This is a genomic window from Pediococcus sp. M21F004, assembly GCF_051122535.1.
Lineage (GTDB): Bacteria > Bacillota > Bacilli > Lactobacillales > Lactobacillaceae > Pediococcus > Pediococcus inopinatus.
Genome location: NZ_CP177314.1, coordinates 778,145 through 793,235 on the forward strand (window position 1 = coordinate 778,145; position 15,091 = coordinate 793,235).

General features: G+C 39.9%; 16 protein-coding genes and 1 pseudogene. 9 read left to right on the forward strand and 8 right to left on the reverse strand.

The window, feature by feature from the left end; genetic code table 11:
* Positions 1–150: 150 nt before the first annotated feature.
* The gene (locus ACLHK8_RS04160) at positions 151–276 is read right to left on the reverse strand and encodes a hypothetical protein (RefSeq protein ID WP_320531932.1); all 126 of its coding nucleotides are present in this window, start codon (positions 274–276) and stop codon (positions 151–153) included.
* Between the two features lie 130 nt (positions 277–406).
* Between ACLHK8_RS04160 and ACLHK8_RS04165 the strand changes: the two genes are divergently transcribed.
* Positions 407–1,732 (forward strand): dihydrolipoyl dehydrogenase family protein, encoded by a 1,326-nt coding sequence (locus tag ACLHK8_RS04165; RefSeq protein WP_057771777.1) that lies wholly within the window; start codon positions 407–409, stop codon positions 1,730–1,732.
* Positions 1,733–1,777: 45 nt separating this feature from the next.
* Here the strand turns inward: ACLHK8_RS04165 and lepA are convergent.
* A pseudogene (lepA, locus tag ACLHK8_RS04170) lies at positions 1,778–3,572 on the reverse strand (translation elongation factor 4).
* 33 nt (positions 3,573–3,605) lie between these two features.
* Positions 3,606–4,025, reverse strand: a complete 420-nt coding sequence (locus ACLHK8_RS04175; protein ID WP_057771773.1) for a MerR family transcriptional regulator — start codon at positions 4,023–4,025, stop codon at positions 3,606–3,608.
* A 106-nt stretch (positions 4,026–4,131) separates the two neighbouring features.
* Between ACLHK8_RS04175 and ACLHK8_RS04180 the strand changes: the two genes are divergently transcribed.
* The 7 genes from ACLHK8_RS04180 (at position 4,132) to ACLHK8_RS04210 (ending at position 7,158) form a co-directional block, all read left to right on the forward strand.
* Positions 4,132–4,356 carry an NAD-dependent epimerase/dehydratase family protein gene (locus tag ACLHK8_RS04180; protein WP_057771771.1) on the forward strand — a complete coding sequence of 75 codons (225 nt, stop codon included), beginning with the start codon at positions 4,132–4,134 and terminating at the stop codon, positions 4,354–4,356.
* Entirely contained in the window at positions 4,338–4,763 is a 426-nt protein-coding gene (locus ACLHK8_RS04185; RefSeq protein ID WP_057771769.1) for a hypothetical protein, read from the forward strand. The genes ACLHK8_RS04180 and ACLHK8_RS04185 overlap by 19 nt, the downstream gene beginning before the upstream one ends.
* A 210-nt stretch (positions 4,764–4,973) precedes the next feature.
* Positions 4,974–5,156: a type II toxin-antitoxin system HicA family toxin gene (locus ACLHK8_RS04190; RefSeq protein WP_231908609.1), complete on the forward strand. Its 183-nt coding sequence runs from the start codon at positions 4,974–4,976 to the stop codon at positions 5,154–5,156.
* A gap of 45 nt (positions 5,157–5,201) precedes the next feature.
* Entirely contained in the window at positions 5,202–5,594 is a 393-nt protein-coding gene (locus ACLHK8_RS04195; protein WP_057771765.1) for a type II toxin-antitoxin system HicB family antitoxin, read from the forward strand.
* Between the two features lie 244 nt (positions 5,595–5,838).
* Entirely contained in the window at positions 5,839–6,021 is a 183-nt protein-coding gene (locus ACLHK8_RS04200; protein WP_063698224.1) for a type II toxin-antitoxin system HicA family toxin, read from the forward strand.
* Positions 6,022–6,054: 33 nt separating this feature from the next.
* Positions 6,055–6,453 (forward strand): type II toxin-antitoxin system HicB family antitoxin, encoded by a 399-nt coding sequence (locus ACLHK8_RS04205; RefSeq protein ID WP_057771761.1) that lies wholly within the window; start codon positions 6,055–6,057, stop codon positions 6,451–6,453.
* 33 nt (positions 6,454–6,486) lie between these two features.
* On the forward strand, positions 6,487–7,158 hold the full coding sequence (locus tag ACLHK8_RS04210; protein ID WP_320531935.1) for an HAD family hydrolase: 672 nt from the start codon (positions 6,487–6,489) through the stop codon (positions 7,156–7,158).
* A 39-nt stretch (positions 7,159–7,197) separates the two neighbouring features.
* Here ACLHK8_RS04210 and ACLHK8_RS04215 read toward each other — a convergent pair whose 3' ends face one another.
* Positions 7,198–7,722 (reverse strand): dihydrofolate reductase family protein, encoded by a 525-nt coding sequence (locus tag ACLHK8_RS04215; protein ID WP_057771757.1) that lies wholly within the window; start codon positions 7,720–7,722, stop codon positions 7,198–7,200.
* Between the two features lie 152 nt (positions 7,723–7,874).
* Between ACLHK8_RS04215 and ACLHK8_RS04220 the strand changes: the two genes are divergently transcribed.
* A complete protein-coding gene (locus ACLHK8_RS04220; RefSeq protein WP_057771755.1) occupies positions 7,875–8,570 on the forward strand; it encodes a CPBP family intramembrane glutamic endopeptidase in 696 nt (231 codons plus the stop codon).
* A 76-nt stretch (positions 8,571–8,646) separates the two neighbouring features.
* On the opposite strand, the gene ACLHK8_RS04225 is transcribed toward ACLHK8_RS04220, so the two are convergent.
* The 4 genes from ACLHK8_RS04225 to ACLHK8_RS04240 all read right to left on the reverse strand — a co-directional run bounded on the left by ACLHK8_RS04225 (position 8,647) and on the right by ACLHK8_RS04240 (position 15,087).
* Positions 8,647–10,410, reverse strand: a complete 1,764-nt coding sequence (locus ACLHK8_RS04225; RefSeq protein ID WP_057771753.1) for an ABC transporter ATP-binding protein — start codon at positions 10,408–10,410, stop codon at positions 8,647–8,649.
* A 30-nt stretch (positions 10,411–10,440) separates the two neighbouring features.
* A complete protein-coding gene (locus tag ACLHK8_RS04230) occupies positions 10,441–10,992 on the reverse strand; it encodes a MarR family winged helix-turn-helix transcriptional regulator (RefSeq protein WP_057771751.1) in 552 nt (183 codons plus the stop codon).
* Positions 10,993–11,174: 182 nt separating this feature from the next.
* Positions 11,175–13,709, reverse strand: a complete 2,535-nt coding sequence (locus tag ACLHK8_RS04235) for a M1 family metallopeptidase (protein ID WP_434520419.1) — start codon at positions 13,707–13,709, stop codon at positions 11,175–11,177.
* A 196-nt stretch (positions 13,710–13,905) separates the two neighbouring features.
* Entirely contained in the window at positions 13,906–15,087 is a 1,182-nt protein-coding gene (locus ACLHK8_RS04240; protein WP_057771748.1) for an NADH-dependent flavin oxidoreductase, read from the reverse strand.
* Between the last annotated feature and the right edge of the window lie 4 nt (positions 15,088–15,091).

Consider the following 15,091-nt stretch of genomic DNA (forward strand, 5'->3'; position numbering starts at 1 on the left):
GCTAATTGTGGCTCTTTTAACCTGAATATTTTATTGAATAGCCATCTCTGTTAACCGATTAATATTATTTACAAGTGCAATTGTATAGAATTTATTGCTGAGTGAAGTCATGCTATCAGCAATTTGTTTACCATCCTGACCATCAAGTTTTTAAATATCTTTAACACCCCCACCTGGTAAGTCAGTGGTCGACGGATTTGACGATAGTTTCGAATAAATTTGAAAAGATCCCTCCCCAATTCTAACGAGCGTTTTCTGACTCACTTTCTCAATCATTTTGCCAGTTTCCCTGGTATTTACCTAGTCTCAAACGATCGCAAGCCTTTCCTTTGCACAATCTTAGTGGTCGTGCTAGTTTTAAGTTAAATTTTGGATCTACCATAAAACCGAAGAGGAGCTGGGATATATGTTTGATGTATTATTTATTGGTAGTGGACAAGGCGCTTGGAACGGCGCGATTCCCATGAGCAAAGCTGGATTAAAAGTCGCTGTCGTCGAAGAAGGCCTTTTTGGCGGTGTTTGTAGTAACCGGGGCTGTAACGCCAAAATTACGTTAGATAAACCGGTTGAGTTAGTTCGGACCATTGAACAGTTACAAGGACGCGGTTTTGACAGTGTGCCGAAAATTAATTGGCCTGATCTAATGGCGCACAAACATGAAGTCATTGGCAAATTAGCTGAAAGTAATAAACAAAAATTAATTGATGCTGGCGTAAAAGTCATTGTTGGCCGCGGTACTTTGGTAGATGCTAAGACGGTTCAAGTTGGTGACAAAAATTATCAAGCTAAAAAAATTGTGCTGGTTTTGGGACAACATCCCCATCGTTTAGATATTCCTGGCAAAGAATACTTGCATGACAGTACGGACTTCTTATCCATTTCACAAATGCCAAAACAGCTCACAATTATTGGTGCTGGCTATGTCGGAATGGAATTCGCCTCCATCGCTAATGCCGTTGGTGCGTCTGTGAATGTCATTTTAAATAGTCACACCCCTTTGCGAGGATTTTACCAACCTTACGTTCAGCGGTTAGTTGAAAATTTACGGGGCCGCGGTGTTAAGTTCTTCTATGATCAAGAACTGACAAAAGTCGTCAAAACGGAAAGTGGCTTTAAACTTCACGGACCTAATCAGTTTGAATTAACCAGCGACTACATTGTCGATGCCAGCGGTCGCATTCCTAGTTTGACAAATACTGGACTGGAAGAAGTTGGCATTACGACCAATAAAAACGGCATCGAAGTTGATGATCATATGCAGACCAACGTGCCTGGCATTTATGCAACGGGCGACGTGGTGGACAAAATCCAACCGAAGATTACCCCCACCGCAATTTTTGAGTCCCAGTATTTGGCTCAACTGTTTACGGGAGAAACAACTGATGCGATTAATTATCCGACAATCGCCACCACAGTCTTTTCTTCACCGCGGATTTCTCAAGTTGGGATTAATCCAGATGTGGCGGTCAAATCACCCGATAAATACACTATTGAACATTTCGAGTACGCAGACGATTGGTTCAAGCAGGTTCAAAACGAAATTGATGGTGGCTTAACCTTAGTGTTTGACCAAAATCATATTTTAGTTGGGGCTGTTGAATACAGCAACGAAGCGGTCGATGCAATTAATGGGTTACTAGACATTATTGAATTGCGCCTCACTCACGAACAAGTCCAACGATTTATTTACACATTTCCAAGTGTTCAGCATAGTTACTTCCGAAAAATTTAACCAAAAAATGCGGTGTCAGTTAAAAATAGCTGACATCGCATTTTTCTATAGATCTAATTCCAAAACAGCATTAAATACGGCTTGTGGTAAATCAATACTATTTTTAGCAGACTGGCGTTTATTAACTCCTTGACGACGAAGAAGTGCCTGCTTTTTTGAAATACTCTTCTTACCGCCAGAAACGGCCGCATTTTTTCTTAGTGGTGGAATGTCCACTCGTGCTACTGCCTTACCTTCCACAACAGCTTGGACTGGGGTGGGATAAAGTCGTCGCGGTACCGCAACTTTTAGTTTCTTAACAAGTTCTTGTGTTAGTTTATCAGCATCTTGACGATGAACGACAAAGGATAGCGCATCCACGGTCGCATAGTTAATATCCACTTCGACCTTAACTAAATCAGCAACTTCATAGTCCAAAGCTGTCGTATCGAGGGTCGCATAACCATGTGAAACTGATTTTAGCTGATTAAAAAACTCGTAGGCAACTTCAGAAGTCGGCATTTTGTACGTTAAGACAATTAAGTCTGCCTGATTATCCATATCGAGCAACGTACTTTTATGCTTTTCGGCGAGTTTCATAACATCACTTAACAACTCGTTCGGTGTGGTGATTTCAGCCTTAACAAAGGGTTCTTCCACATACTCAATTTTTGAAAATTCTGGAAAATTGATCGGATTATTCACAATCATGGGTTCCGTTTGGCCATTCAAATGCACATGGTACGTAACATTGGGAGCTGTCGTGAGGACTTCTAGACCATATTCGTCTTGTAGTCGTTCCCGAATAATCTGTAGATGTAACATCCCTAGGAAACCACAGCGGAATCCAGCTCCCAGTGCCTCTGAGTTTTCAAGACTGTAATGAAACGAAGAATCGTTTAATGATAACTTTTCAATTGCTAATTTTAATTCATTATAATTGTTGTCTTTCGGATAAAAGCCTGCAAAGACCATGGATTTGGCGGGTTCATATCCCGCTAACGGTTCAGTCGTTGGATTGGCAACAGCGGTCATGGTATCGCCGACCCGCACTAATTGCGGATCCTTCAAGCCGGTTATAACGTAGCCAACGTCACCCGCATTTAATTCACCGATTGGCGTCATATTGGGGGCAAAGTACCCCAGTGAATTAGCGGAAACTTTCGTTTGTTCGGCCATCAGTAGTAGCGCATCATCGGCCTTAATTGAGCCGTCGATCAACCGCACGTATGCAATGATTCCTTTAAAGGCATCATACATATAATCAAACACCAACGCTTTTAATGGTGCAGTTTTATCCCCGGTAGGCGCTGGAATGGTTGTTCGAATGGCTTCCAAAACTTCATGAACACCCATCCCGGTTTTAGCAGAAATTTTTAACATCTCTAAATTTTCAAATGCTGGATCTAACTTTTGAATCTGCGCTTCGGTTCTCGGGACATCAGCCGCGTCACTATCGACTTTGTTAATTACCGGAATAATTACTAAATGATTTTGTTGCGCCAGGCGTAAGTTAGCCACCGTTTGCGCCTGAACACCTTGCGTGGCATCGACCAACAAGATCGCGCCATCACTGGCTGCTAAACTTTTAGAAACCTCATATGAGAAGTCCACATGACCTGGTGTATCAATAAAATTATATTCATACGTTTGCCCGTCATCGGCCTCATAGTGATTCCGAACAGTTCTTGATTTAACGGTAATACCATGTGCCTGCTCAACAGCCATGTCATCTAATAATTGTGCTTTGGTATCCCGTTCACTAACTGTGTGGGTCTGCTCCATAATCCGATCGGCTAACGGACTTACCATGATCAATATGCGCAATGATGGAAAAGTTTCGAATGTTTGCTTGTTTCATGAGAATTTATTTACTTCCTTTTTTAATAGATCATTATTTTTCACTCAGTTGTTTTTCGTTTTTAACATAGGCTCTTGCCTGATTAATCATTTCTGGACCTTCGGGAGATTCGTAAATTCCCAATTTATAATCAATTTCTTGGAGGCTTTCAGCTAACTGCTTTTGTTTATCTAAAACTTTCTGTCGTTGCGCCGAAAGCAACTTTGCCCTTTTATCAATAGTAACAGATCCCGCCATCACATATTCAATGTATTTGCGAATATCACTAATTTTCATATCCGTATTTTTCAGACAACAGATTGTGTGGATAATGCTGAGATCTGATTCTGTGAATGTCCGATAACCCGCCTCGTTTCTCATAACAAATGGCAATAACCCCTGTTTGTCATAAAAACGGAGCGTGTAAATCGACAATCCGGTCTTTTGCGCAACTTCCTTGATTGTATAAGTCATATTTTATCTCTTTTCTAAATTAGTGCTTGCCCTAGAGTGCTGTCGAAGGTTTATGCTCATTATCATAAACGTTAACTAACAAACAAGCAACTATGTGGGGGTAACTATGAAAAATACAATTTTAGTAACTGGGGGCAATGGATTTTTGAGTATGCAGCTTATTTTGGAACTTTTAAAACAGGGCTATTTTGTCCGGACAACTTTGCGGTCACTGCATAAGAAATCAAGCGTGCTTAAGTCACTCAAAGCCAATCACGCTAGTAATCTAGGAAATTTAAGTTTTGTGGAGGCGGATCTGACAAGTGACGAGGATTGGGCGGAAGTGTCATAGATGGCTCTCTTAAGCGAATTCCTAATATTCCGTTGAACGTTATCGACGTTCGTGATGTTGTTGACTTACACATTCGGGCCATGACAAATCCCAAGGCAGATGGCCAACGATTCATCGCCAGTGAAGACGGCCAAATTACATTACCTGAAATTGCCACTTTAATTAGAAACCAGCGTCCGCAACTCAGTCCCCAAATCCCAACAAAAGTTATGCCAAATTGGATTTTGCGTGTTGGTTCATTATTTAGTAAGCAAGCCCAAGAAGGCAAACTGCTCATTGATATCAACCGCAATGTTAGTAATCAAAAAGCTAAACAGATTTTAGATTGGCAGCCTTTAAGTAATAACGAAGAAACTGTTTTAGCTACTGTTGATTCCTTAGTGAAATATAAACTTTTAGAAAATTAAAAATAACAACCACTCTATAAGAATAATTGCTTAGAGTGGTTTTTTAGTCTTGTAATTGTGATAAAAATTGAAAAAAATAAAATTATTTGGTTATTTATACGTATATTAATTAAAGGAAAAATCATAAAAAAGCATTTTATGCGCATTATGTGTATTAATTGTAAATGCACAACAATGTATTATAATATAAGGCAGCGAGTTACTATGCCCATGAAAACCAGAGAGTTTGAGAAAATATTGCAAAAAAATGGGTTTGAAGCAATCCGACAATCAGGTTCACATCGAACCTATTACAATTCTGATACACGTAAACAACTGGTGGTTCCAATTCACGCCGGAGAAATGCCTAAAGGGCTCTTGAGCAAAATGATGAAACAAGCCGGTCTGGAATAAAACTTAGAACTATATTTTTAGCTTAACTAATAGGAGGACTCTATTATGAGAAAAGCCAATATCGTTACTTATCCCGCATTAATTACCGCTGATGAAAATCATACTTATGATATTGAATTTGTGGACGTTCCAGAAGCATTTTCGTTTGGAAATTCAATCAACGAGGCTGTTATTCACGGTCAGGATGCTTTGGGATTAGCATTGTACGGGCGTAAAACATTACCAAAGGCAACGGACATTGAAAACATAAAGAAGGATGATGCTCAAATGATTGTGATCGTTTCCGTTGATTTAAATATTATTAAATCACAAATAAAGGAACCAACCGTTCACAAAAATGTCACCATCCCTGCCGACCTTGCAGAAAAAGCACAAAAACAAGGGATTAATTTTTCTGCAACCTTGGCAGATGCCCTAAGAGCAAAAATTGAGGCTTAACCTCTCACCAAACGACATCTTGATAAAAAGTTTTTTAATACAGCCTAATGCGTCACAAACTATTTTTATAGCTTGTGACGTATTTTTTTACTCAAAAATTTTCAAGAAACTTTGGGCGTATTTATTTAATAAGCAGTTGTTACTTTCTGTGTTGAAAAACAGTTGATATAAATAATCAAAGCGTTTCTGTTAAACACGTGCATAATACGTGCTATTATAATAATGGGCCCGGAGGTACGAAACCGTGAACTCTAGAAAAGTCTTAAAAATTTTGCGAAGGGATGGTTGGTACAAAGTACGAATAACTGGCGATCATTGGCATTTTAAAAATGCGCACAAATCGGGAATTGTTACTGTTCCACACCCTCGAAAAGACATTCCTAAGGGAACCCTAGACAATATTTGGAAACAAGCAGGCCTTAAATAAACTTACTTTTATTTTGGAAGGAGAACCTTAGATATGAAGTATTTATATTTTGCGGTACTCAACACGACAGAAGACAAGAAGAAAATGGAAGTCTCTTTTCCTGATCTCGCTCCTAATGCCGCAACCTTTGGAAATGACTTACCTGATGCACTGCATATGGCTCACGATGCTTTGGAGGGCTATTTACTTACAGCGGAAGATTTTAAAGAAACACTCCCCATTCCAACTTCTTATGAAAATTTAGTTGTTAAGAAGGGAGAACTTTTGGTTCCGATTGAAGTCGACACTAGCTTGGCACGTGAACGTGAACAAAATCAGGTTGTAAAAAAGACGTTAACAATCCCCAAATACCTAAATGACTTAGGAAAAGCAAATAAAATTAACTTCTCTGCTACCCTGACCAACGCTTTAAAAGAGAAACTGGATGCCTAAGTACTGATTGCGCAAATGAAAGTAGTGACAAAATTGTTAAGCAATAAAAAAGTGGTTTTTTTCGATATGGATGGCTTATTGCTGGATACAGAAAAACTTTATTTTGAAACACGTCGCGACATTTTAGCTAAATATGGTTTTACTTTTACAAAAGAAGACCATATCGACTATATCGCTAAGGGTTTCCCAGTAACAATTCAAAAATTAACTCAATTAGTCGGGAGCGCAACTTTGGGCCAGCAAGTATTCGACGAAGCCATGGTACTTTATCGGCAACGTCTAAAAAATGGTGACGTTCAAATTAAAACAGGAGCCGTTGAATTACTAAACTTTTTAAAACGGGCACACAAAAAATGTTATGTGACCTCCTCTGCTGCTAAGAAAACGATTATCCAAACCGCCGAAATTACTGGAATTGCTGATTACTTTACTGACTTCATTAGTGGCGATGAAGTTTCCCACAATGAACCAGCTCCAGATATTTACTTACATGCCCTAGAAAAAGCTCACGCCACCACAACTGAAACTGTCGTTTTTGAAGATGCAACCAGTGGCATTTTATCCGCAGCTAATGCTGGCCTAGATGTTGTTCTAATCCCTGATTGGATCCAACCTGAGCCCCAAATTCGGCAAAAATCAGTAGCAGTTCTACCAAATTTATTGAAGGCAGTTCCGTTATTTGAGCGTTCAAAAACAAATAGTTAAACAAAATAAAGAAACTAAAATCAAAATTTACTTTTGGTCTTAGTTTCTTTTTTTCAGGTGTAACTCTGCTAATTGATTATATTGAACCACTTCCTCCAAATTTAAACAGGTAGCATAGTTTCCGTTTGGAAAAAGACGAATCCCTTCGCCTAGCAGAACCGGTGCAATTTGAATCCACCATTCGTCAATCAAATCTTCTGCCAATAAATCAGCGACAATTTGACCACCACCCACAATCCAAATGTTACCTCCGGGCTTTGCTTGCAATTGGCGGACTAGCTCTACCGGGGAATGTTTCGTGTAAACGGCGTCTACTTCCTGTCCCTGACGAGTTCTTGAAAGTACAAAATTAGTTTTATCAGGAAATAAAAGTTCGTTCCCCATTGTCTTTTTAGTCACATCATAAGTTTTGCGGCCCATAACGGTCGTATCAACTTGTTGTAAAAATTGATCAGTATTGGCCTCTTCCCCACCGGCAGTATCAAATAACCACTGCAAATCGTGTTTCTTGGTTGCCAAATAGCCGTCTAACGAAATGGCCCCATAAAATTGAACTTGCCGCATAACTGCATCCTCCTTTTGACTGTTTCGTTCCCTTTCATTTTAAAGGATATAATTCGTACTTTCATTATCTATGTTTTCAGAACACTATCGCTTTGTTACTTAACCGCTAACATGGTATGATGCACAATATAAGCACGTTGGGGGAATTTCTTATGTTAAATTCAAATAAACAGTTCAAAATCAGTCCCATTAAAACCATTATTGCCATTTTGATTCCACCTTTGGAACTTTGGATTGGACCAATGGCAATCAAATTGGTCAGTGGTCAAATTGCCAAAGCTGCCATTATGGATCTCGTTTTCTTCATTGGCTTTATTGCTGCCATCTGGCTGTATCATGACGTCTTAAGTACCGATTGGAAACAGTTTAAACATCGCTGGTTCTTCAAATTTCTGCTCGCCATTGGTGGTGTTGTGGTGTCCTATCTTATTTTGATTGGTGCCAGACTGTTACTTAAATCGGTTGGCCTAGCTGATGGTGCAGGCACGACTAACTTATTAAGTATCCAGAGCGCTACGCTTGGACTGGTTGGTAGTCTGACCGTTCTAATGGCACCTTTTACTGAAGAAATTATTTTCCGCCACGCGCTATTCTATCAATGGAAAAACCGTGGTCTGTTAACCTGGTTAATGTTCATTGTTTCAGCCATTTTATTTGGTCTTGGACACTGGAATAATTTTGACGGAAACGTCATTGCCATGATCCCTTATATGTTAGTCGGTGCTTGGTACGCACTCATTTACTATTTCTCTCACAATATTTGGCAGAATATCCTAACCCATTTTTTGTTTGATATCATGCAATTTTTGGGCGCCTTGCTCGTATTTGTGGTTGCCTTCTTTCAATGATAAATTGTGCCTACTAAAAAATCGCTCATTCTATTGAATGGCGATTTTTTTTACGATCTAATCTATTTAATGCTGCCTAACCGGCAAACTGGTTTTCCACATAGTCATGATAGATCGGTAGCTTATCAATTAATTCATGATGCGTCCCGTGGCCACTTACTTTTCCGTCCTCAATAAAGTAAATTTGGTTTGCATTGACAATGGTGCTTAAACGATGAGCACTAACGAGTGTCGTTCGGTTGTGCATCAATTTTTCTAACGCTTTTTGAACCATTTTTTCTGATTCCGAGTCCAAACTGGCTGTTGCTTCATCGAGAATTAAAATCTTCGGATCACGGAGAAATGCGCGGGCAATTGCAATTCGTTGTCGCTGTCCACCAGAGAGTTTAACTCCTCGCTCGCCGACTGTTGTATCCAATCTATCATCCATCTTTTCGACAAATTCCTTTGCATAAGCCATTTCAAGCACATGCCAAAGCTGCTCGTCAGTATATCTTTTCTTCAAACCATACGTTAAATTGTAACGAATTGAACCACTCATAACGGGAGCATCCTGCCCAACAATGCCAATTTGTTGACGCCAATTATTTAAATTGATGTCTTCGATATTTGTGTTGCCAATCGTAATTTTGCCACCCGTTGGCTTATAGTAGCGCTCCAGCAAGCTAAAAATGGTTGTTTTTCCACCACCAGAAGGTCCCACAAACGCAATGACCGTATTTGGTTTAGCAGTAAATGAAACATCTTTTAAAATCGATTTCCCATCTTCGTAAGCAAAATCAACATGTTTAACACCCAAGGTCTGCCCTTGTGCAACAACCGTTTTTCCCTGATTTTGAACTTCTTCATCAACTGCTAGTAGCTCTTGAATTCTGGCCGTTGAGCCACTTGCTTTAGCCATTGCGGTAAAGAATTGGCCAAGCATCGTAAACGGTCCGATCATCTGAACAAGATACATCAAAAATGAAATCAAAGTCCCAAATGTCATCGAACCGTTTGCGACCCGACTCGCACCATAAATTAACATGCCGATCATCATCCCCATCATCACCATTTGCATAACGGGGCCGGCCACAGAATCATAAACGGCCTCTTTGAGACCAATTCGGTACAGTTTGTTAATGTCCTTATCTCCAGAAGTCCGTTCAGCCTCTTCGGCCGTTGACGATTTTACCAACCGAATCTCACTTAGAGTTTCACTAACTTCCCCGTTAAAAGTCGCAAGCGCGTCTTGCCGAGTGTGGGCAATTTTGCGTGAAAGTGAGGTTATCGGAATAATGCACAAAGTCACTAGCGGCACACTGATAAACATCAGCAAGGTCATTTTCCAATCCATCGTCAGCATCAGTACCAAAGCACCGACCAACTGGAGAATTGAAGTGACCATCGAAGGCATCGAATTGGCAAGCAAATCTTTCACTTGCGAAGTATCGTTAACTAGTCTTGAAGTAATTTCACCTGATTTGGTGTCATCAAAATAACTAACCGGTAACTTCAAGATTTTATCCCAAAGAAACTTTCGTAACTTATTTACAACATCTTCTCCGAAAAATCCCAATGCGGATCCCGATGCCGCATTAATGATCGCCCCAAAAACAAATAACACAATAACCAAAACAACCAGACTGGTATCGACGGTATGTCCCAATTGATTGACCAACTTCGCTGCAACCTTTGGTACAACTAAATTCATCCCCGTAGAAATAATTCCTAGCAACAAACCCTCGAGAAGCAACCAAAAGTGTGGTTTGACTTTTGTAATTAAGCTTGCGAAATCTTTAAAACTAAATTTTTGGCGTTTAAATGCTTGTGTGTTTGGTTCGTTTTGTCTATTTTGCATGTTTCTTTATCTCCAATTATTATTAGTTACTTATTTGCGAAAATTGAAACCCTCAGGAAAGCCACCAAAGCTTGAGGGCCTAAATCCTCTGCCGTTGAAAGGTGCCTTCCAATTTTGTTGTTGATCCCATTCAGGGGCTTTTTTATCTAAATCTGCATTAAGCTTAGTTAAAATATCTTTGAGTTGCTTTTTTTCATCATCAGATAAAACAGCCAACAGCGAATCTGATAGGTCGTCTGTAAATTTGTGAACCTTTTTAATTGATTGCCGTCCTTCTTCCGTCAAGGAAATGAACGTTACCCTCTTATCATCAGATGATTCAGTTTTTTTAACTAACCCATTTTCTTCAAGCTTACCAACCAGAACGCTCGCTGAACTGGGACGAATATCTAATTCTTCAACAATTTGCGAATTGGTCAATGACTCTTTATCAAACAACAACTGAAGTACGCGTTGTTGACCTCGAACATTACTTCGGGGATTATCCGTATTCTGCGTGCTTTTGATTGTCGCAAAAACAAATGATTTCTGCTGAAATAACTTTCCAAATTGATTCATGAGTTCTTCTGTATTATTAGCCATAATTAAATTCCTCTTTTTTATTTTTAGTTAGTTAGTTTTGAATTCATTTAACTAACAAAAATGATTATAAAACGTTAGTTAGTTAAAGTCAACGTAAAACTAACTATTTTTAAAAATAAAAAAAAGAGCTCTCAAAGTTACCAAATGGTCAACCTTAAAAGCTCATTTTCAATTTTTGCTTTTTATCCAATCACCTTTGCGATGGCGTCATTCACACTAGCTTTGTCAGCTTCGATCAAGCTCACACGGTCTTCAATTACTTTTGTATCCATGGTGATTTCACGTGTTAACCCAGGAGTGTTTAGTTTAGGTTCAAAGAACGCTTTGAACTCTGCTAATCGTTCTGGAGTCCGGAAGATGCCGGCGATCACTGTGATATATGTGGTAAATTCCATATCACCACCAACCGTATCTTCTAGCCATTGCCAATCATTGCGGATCCAATCCCAAGCTGCTTGTTGACCTTCGTCATTGGCCAAAACACCTCGGAACCAAGCCCGTAAATCTTGTGGCTTGATTGTGTCCGCATCTTCGAACTTCTCAATCAAACGGCCGATTAAGCCAGCATCAGGGGTGCTTGTCAAAGCTGCAGCGATGTCTTCTTTGTAACTTCCATCAGCAGTTTGACGATGAGCAGCCAACAATTTATCAAACAACTCGGCACTCCCAAAGTTTTTAACTTCATTCTTTAAAATGTAGAAACGGGTATCAGCGGGCAAGGTCTCAAGTTTATCGGCATTAGCTGTAAAAATTTCGTGAGCCGCTGCGATTGCATCCGCATCCTTAGCGTACAATGTTGCGCTCAAAACATAAGGACGAGTCAGTTGGTCGTCATTTGATTCACCAGCTTTTGGTGTCCAGCCCAAACGAGCAACTTGGTTTTTACTTAATTGATCATATAAAGTCTGTAATTGTTTTTCTTCTTCAGAATCTGGTGTCACAAATTTCTTTAAGTTGTTTGCAACCACGTACAAAGCGGCATTGACCACGTTTGATTTGCTGTCTGCAAAGTCTTTCAACAATGGCACAATTTCAGCATACGAAATTTGGCGGCCTTCTGCTAATAAACGCAAGTCTTGTAGCACTTGTAATTGTGAAATAGCGTCTAATGAATTTACATTGTCTAAAATATCTTGTAACAATGCACTATCATATTTAACAATAAAGTGAGAGTCGTTGCCGACATTTAAACGGAATGGTTTGCCATTAGCTTTACGTAATTCATCATAATCACCAAGAGTAAGACTCTTTTCGGGCATGATGGTTGGGGCAACCTCATAATTACTATTCAAAGGAATCTGCCATTGACGGCCGATATCCTTACCTTGACCGCTAAAGAATTGTTGTTGTGACAAGGTTAACTTGCCATCCACTACAGATACGGACACAACTGGATATCCGGGTTGTTCCAACCATGAGTTCATGATTGCTCCAACATCAAGATCAGAAGCTGTGCCTAACGCAGCCCATAAATCAGCCCCGGTTGCATTGTCATATTTATGGGTCGCAAAGTACTTCTTCAAGCCAGCACGCAATGCATCGTCGCCAAGCAAAGCACGGACCATCACCAACATCCGTGAACCCTTCGCATACACAATTGCGCCATCAAACAAGGCATCAATTTCTGCTGGGTTTTCTACTTGCACATGAACAGATTGAACACCATCGATGGCATCCCGTTGTAAGGCTGATGAAGCTTCAGATGTTTGGAACATTTCCCAGATATGCCAGTCAGGTTCAATAGCATCAATTGCGACATATTCCATCATGTTGGCAAAACTTTCGTTTAACCAGAGATCGTCCCACCACTTCATTGTGACCAAATCACCGAACCATTGATGAGCCAACTCATGAGCAACTACTGTAGCCACAAGTTGTTTCATTTCAAGCGCCGTATTATCAGGGTCAAGGACTAAATAAGCTTCTCGATAGGTAACCAAGCCCCAGTTTTCCATTGCGCCGGCCGAAAAATCAGGCAAAGCTAACTGCCATGAATGTGGCAATGGATATGGTGTTTGGAAAAAGTCTTCGTAAAATTCAATTGAGCGTTTGGCAATATCAAGTGCAAAGTCGAGTTCATTAGCTTTGTGAGCTTTGGTTGCGAAGACACCAACTTTAACGCCACTCTTAGTCGTTGTTTGTTTGCTTTGTAAATCACCGAATGCAAACGCGATTAAGTATGTGGACATCCGAACAGTTGTATCAAAGTAGTGCACGCCATTTTCAGTACGAACCTCTGGCATGTTACTAATAATTGTTTCACCAGGTTGTTCGTCAAATTTAAGTGCTAAATCAAATGTGGCTTTTGCTTCTGGTTCATCCACACAAGGAAATGCCTGACGGGCAAAATTAGTTTCAAACTGGGTCCCAATAATTTGTTTTTTTACACCTTCAACTTCGTAGTATGAAGGGTAAATCCCCATCATGCTGTCCGTAAGTTTGGCGGTATAAGTAATTGTAACCGTTGTGTTGCCAGTTTTTCCTAGGTCAACGCGAATTGCATCAGCATCATTGTCCGTAGTAAATGGCACGTCAGCACCATCAGCTTGAACCGTAGCAACAACTAAACCTTTTTGATGAATGGCAATTTCTTGTGCCTTGGCCTCACCAGTAATAGTTGTTTTACCATTAAATCGCTTTGATTCCCGATTGATATCTAAATAGACATCATAGTGGGTTGGTTGAAATGTCTCATAGAAACGTTTGAATTCTGTCATCGTATTCTCCCTATTTTTTTAGAATAATGCCATTATACGACTTTTATTGGAAAAATCCTATATTGACGGCCGTTCGAAAATTTTTTACTTATTTCTCCCCGTTTGGCTAAGAAACTATGGAAGCCTATCCACTTCATTTAAGCGTCAGAAAAAACGAGAACCCTGAAGATTCTCGCCTTTTCGTATTTTAAATCAATTAAGCCCCTTCGTGTGGCGCTAACTTATTGTCAAATTGATCTTTATCATAATCAGGTTGATTAGAAATATGCATCGCAGATTTCAATCTAACAGTGACGAAATTCCACATCGACGGTGTAATTCCTAATTCATCTACGTCACGCGTCGAAATTGTGTAACGAATACTTTCTTCATCATCAGTTTCAACTTTTTGAACCCACTTTGGTTCCCGTAAGCTTTCACGACCCAAAGCCACAAAATCAATTCCTGCATCCATGACTTTTTCAGCATCTTCTGGTTTTTCAACAGAACCAACCGAAATTAATGGTAACCGCCCATTAACCTGTTTTTGAATCTTTAAAATCAAAGGTTCCTTATCCGCTTTATCATTTAAAGACGTGCGCCAAGCGTAGCCCATCGAAACATGTAGATAATCAATTGGTTGATCAGCTAGGACATCGATAAAGTGCAAAGTATCTGCCATGCGAATTCCTGGATTTTCAATCTCTTCTGGAGAAATTCGATAACCGACAATAAATGGCCGATCAGCATATTTTTCAACGGCTACTTGCACGCTCTTGATAACTTCCAAAGCAAATGTCATGCGCTTATCAACACTGCCACCCCATTTATCAGTTCGCCGATTAGAATGGGGAGAGAAGAATTGTTGTAAAAGATACGTATTAGCACCGTGTAATTCAATCCCATCAAACCCAGCTTGGATTGCGCGCCGAGTTGCCTCACCAAAATCAGTGATGATTTGGTTGATTTCAGCATCAGTTAACTCGCGAGGGGTCTCAGCTCCTGGTCTTAAGGCTGCTACCGCACTGGCACTAACCGGTTTGGTTCCACGTAAGATTTTAGAATTAGACATTCGCCCAGCATCGAAAATTTGTAAAATGGCCTTAGTCCCGTTTTGTTTCATTGCGAGTGCCATTTTCTTCAATCCTGGTAAGAAGCGATCGTCGTCAACAGAAAGTTCACCCTCAAAACCTTTGCCATCTTCGGATACATTGGCAACAGGAGAAATAAACATGCCGACCCCACCGCTGTGTAAACTAAAGTAACGAAGTTCATCACGAGTAACGGATCCTTCTTCAAAAGCAGAAGCCTCAGTCATTGGCGGAATCACAACCCGATTCTTAATCTTGACCCCATTTTTAAATGTATAAGGTTCTAAAAATTTATACTTTGCAGACATACAA

Coding starts and splice junctions, on each gene's coding strand:
- ACLHK8_RS04160 (WP_320531932.1), bottom strand. CDS start 276: ATGATTGAGAAAGTGAGTCAGAAAACGCTCGTTAGAATTGGGGAGGGA.
- ACLHK8_RS04165 (WP_057771777.1), top strand. CDS start 407: ATGTTTGATGTATTATTTATTGGTAGTGGACAAGGCGCTTGGAACGGC.
- ACLHK8_RS04175 (WP_057771773.1), bottom strand. CDS start 4,025: ATGACTTATACAATCAAGGAAGTTGCGCAAAAGACCGGATTGTCGATT.
- ACLHK8_RS04180 (WP_057771771.1), top strand. CDS start 4,132: ATGAAAAATACAATTTTAGTAACTGGGGGCAATGGATTTTTGAGTATG.
- ACLHK8_RS04190 (WP_231908609.1), top strand. CDS start 4,974: ATGAAAACCAGAGAGTTTGAGAAAATATTGCAAAAAAATGGGTTTGAA.
- ACLHK8_RS04195 (WP_057771765.1), top strand. CDS start 5,202: ATGAGAAAAGCCAATATCGTTACTTATCCCGCATTAATTACCGCTGAT.
- ACLHK8_RS04205 (WP_057771761.1), top strand. CDS start 6,055: ATGAAGTATTTATATTTTGCGGTACTCAACACGACAGAAGACAAGAAG.
- ACLHK8_RS04215 (WP_057771757.1), bottom strand. CDS start 7,722: ATGCGGCAAGTTCAATTTTATGGGGCCATTTCGTTAGACGGCTATTTG.
- ACLHK8_RS04220 (WP_057771755.1), top strand. CDS start 7,875: ATGTTAAATTCAAATAAACAGTTCAAAATCAGTCCCATTAAAACCATT.
- ACLHK8_RS04225 (WP_057771753.1), bottom strand. CDS start 10,410: ATGCAAAATAGACAAAACGAACCAAACACACAAGCATTTAAACGCCAA.
- ACLHK8_RS04230 (WP_057771751.1), bottom strand. CDS start 10,992: ATGGCTAATAATACAGAAGAACTCATGAATCAATTTGGAAAGTTATTT.
- ACLHK8_RS04235 (WP_434520419.1), bottom strand. CDS start 13,709: ATGACAGAATTCAAACGTTTCTATGAGACATTTCAACCAACCCACTAT.
- ACLHK8_RS04240 (WP_057771748.1), bottom strand. CDS start 15,087: ATGTCTGCAAAGTATAAATTTTTAGAACCTTATACATTTAAAAATGGG.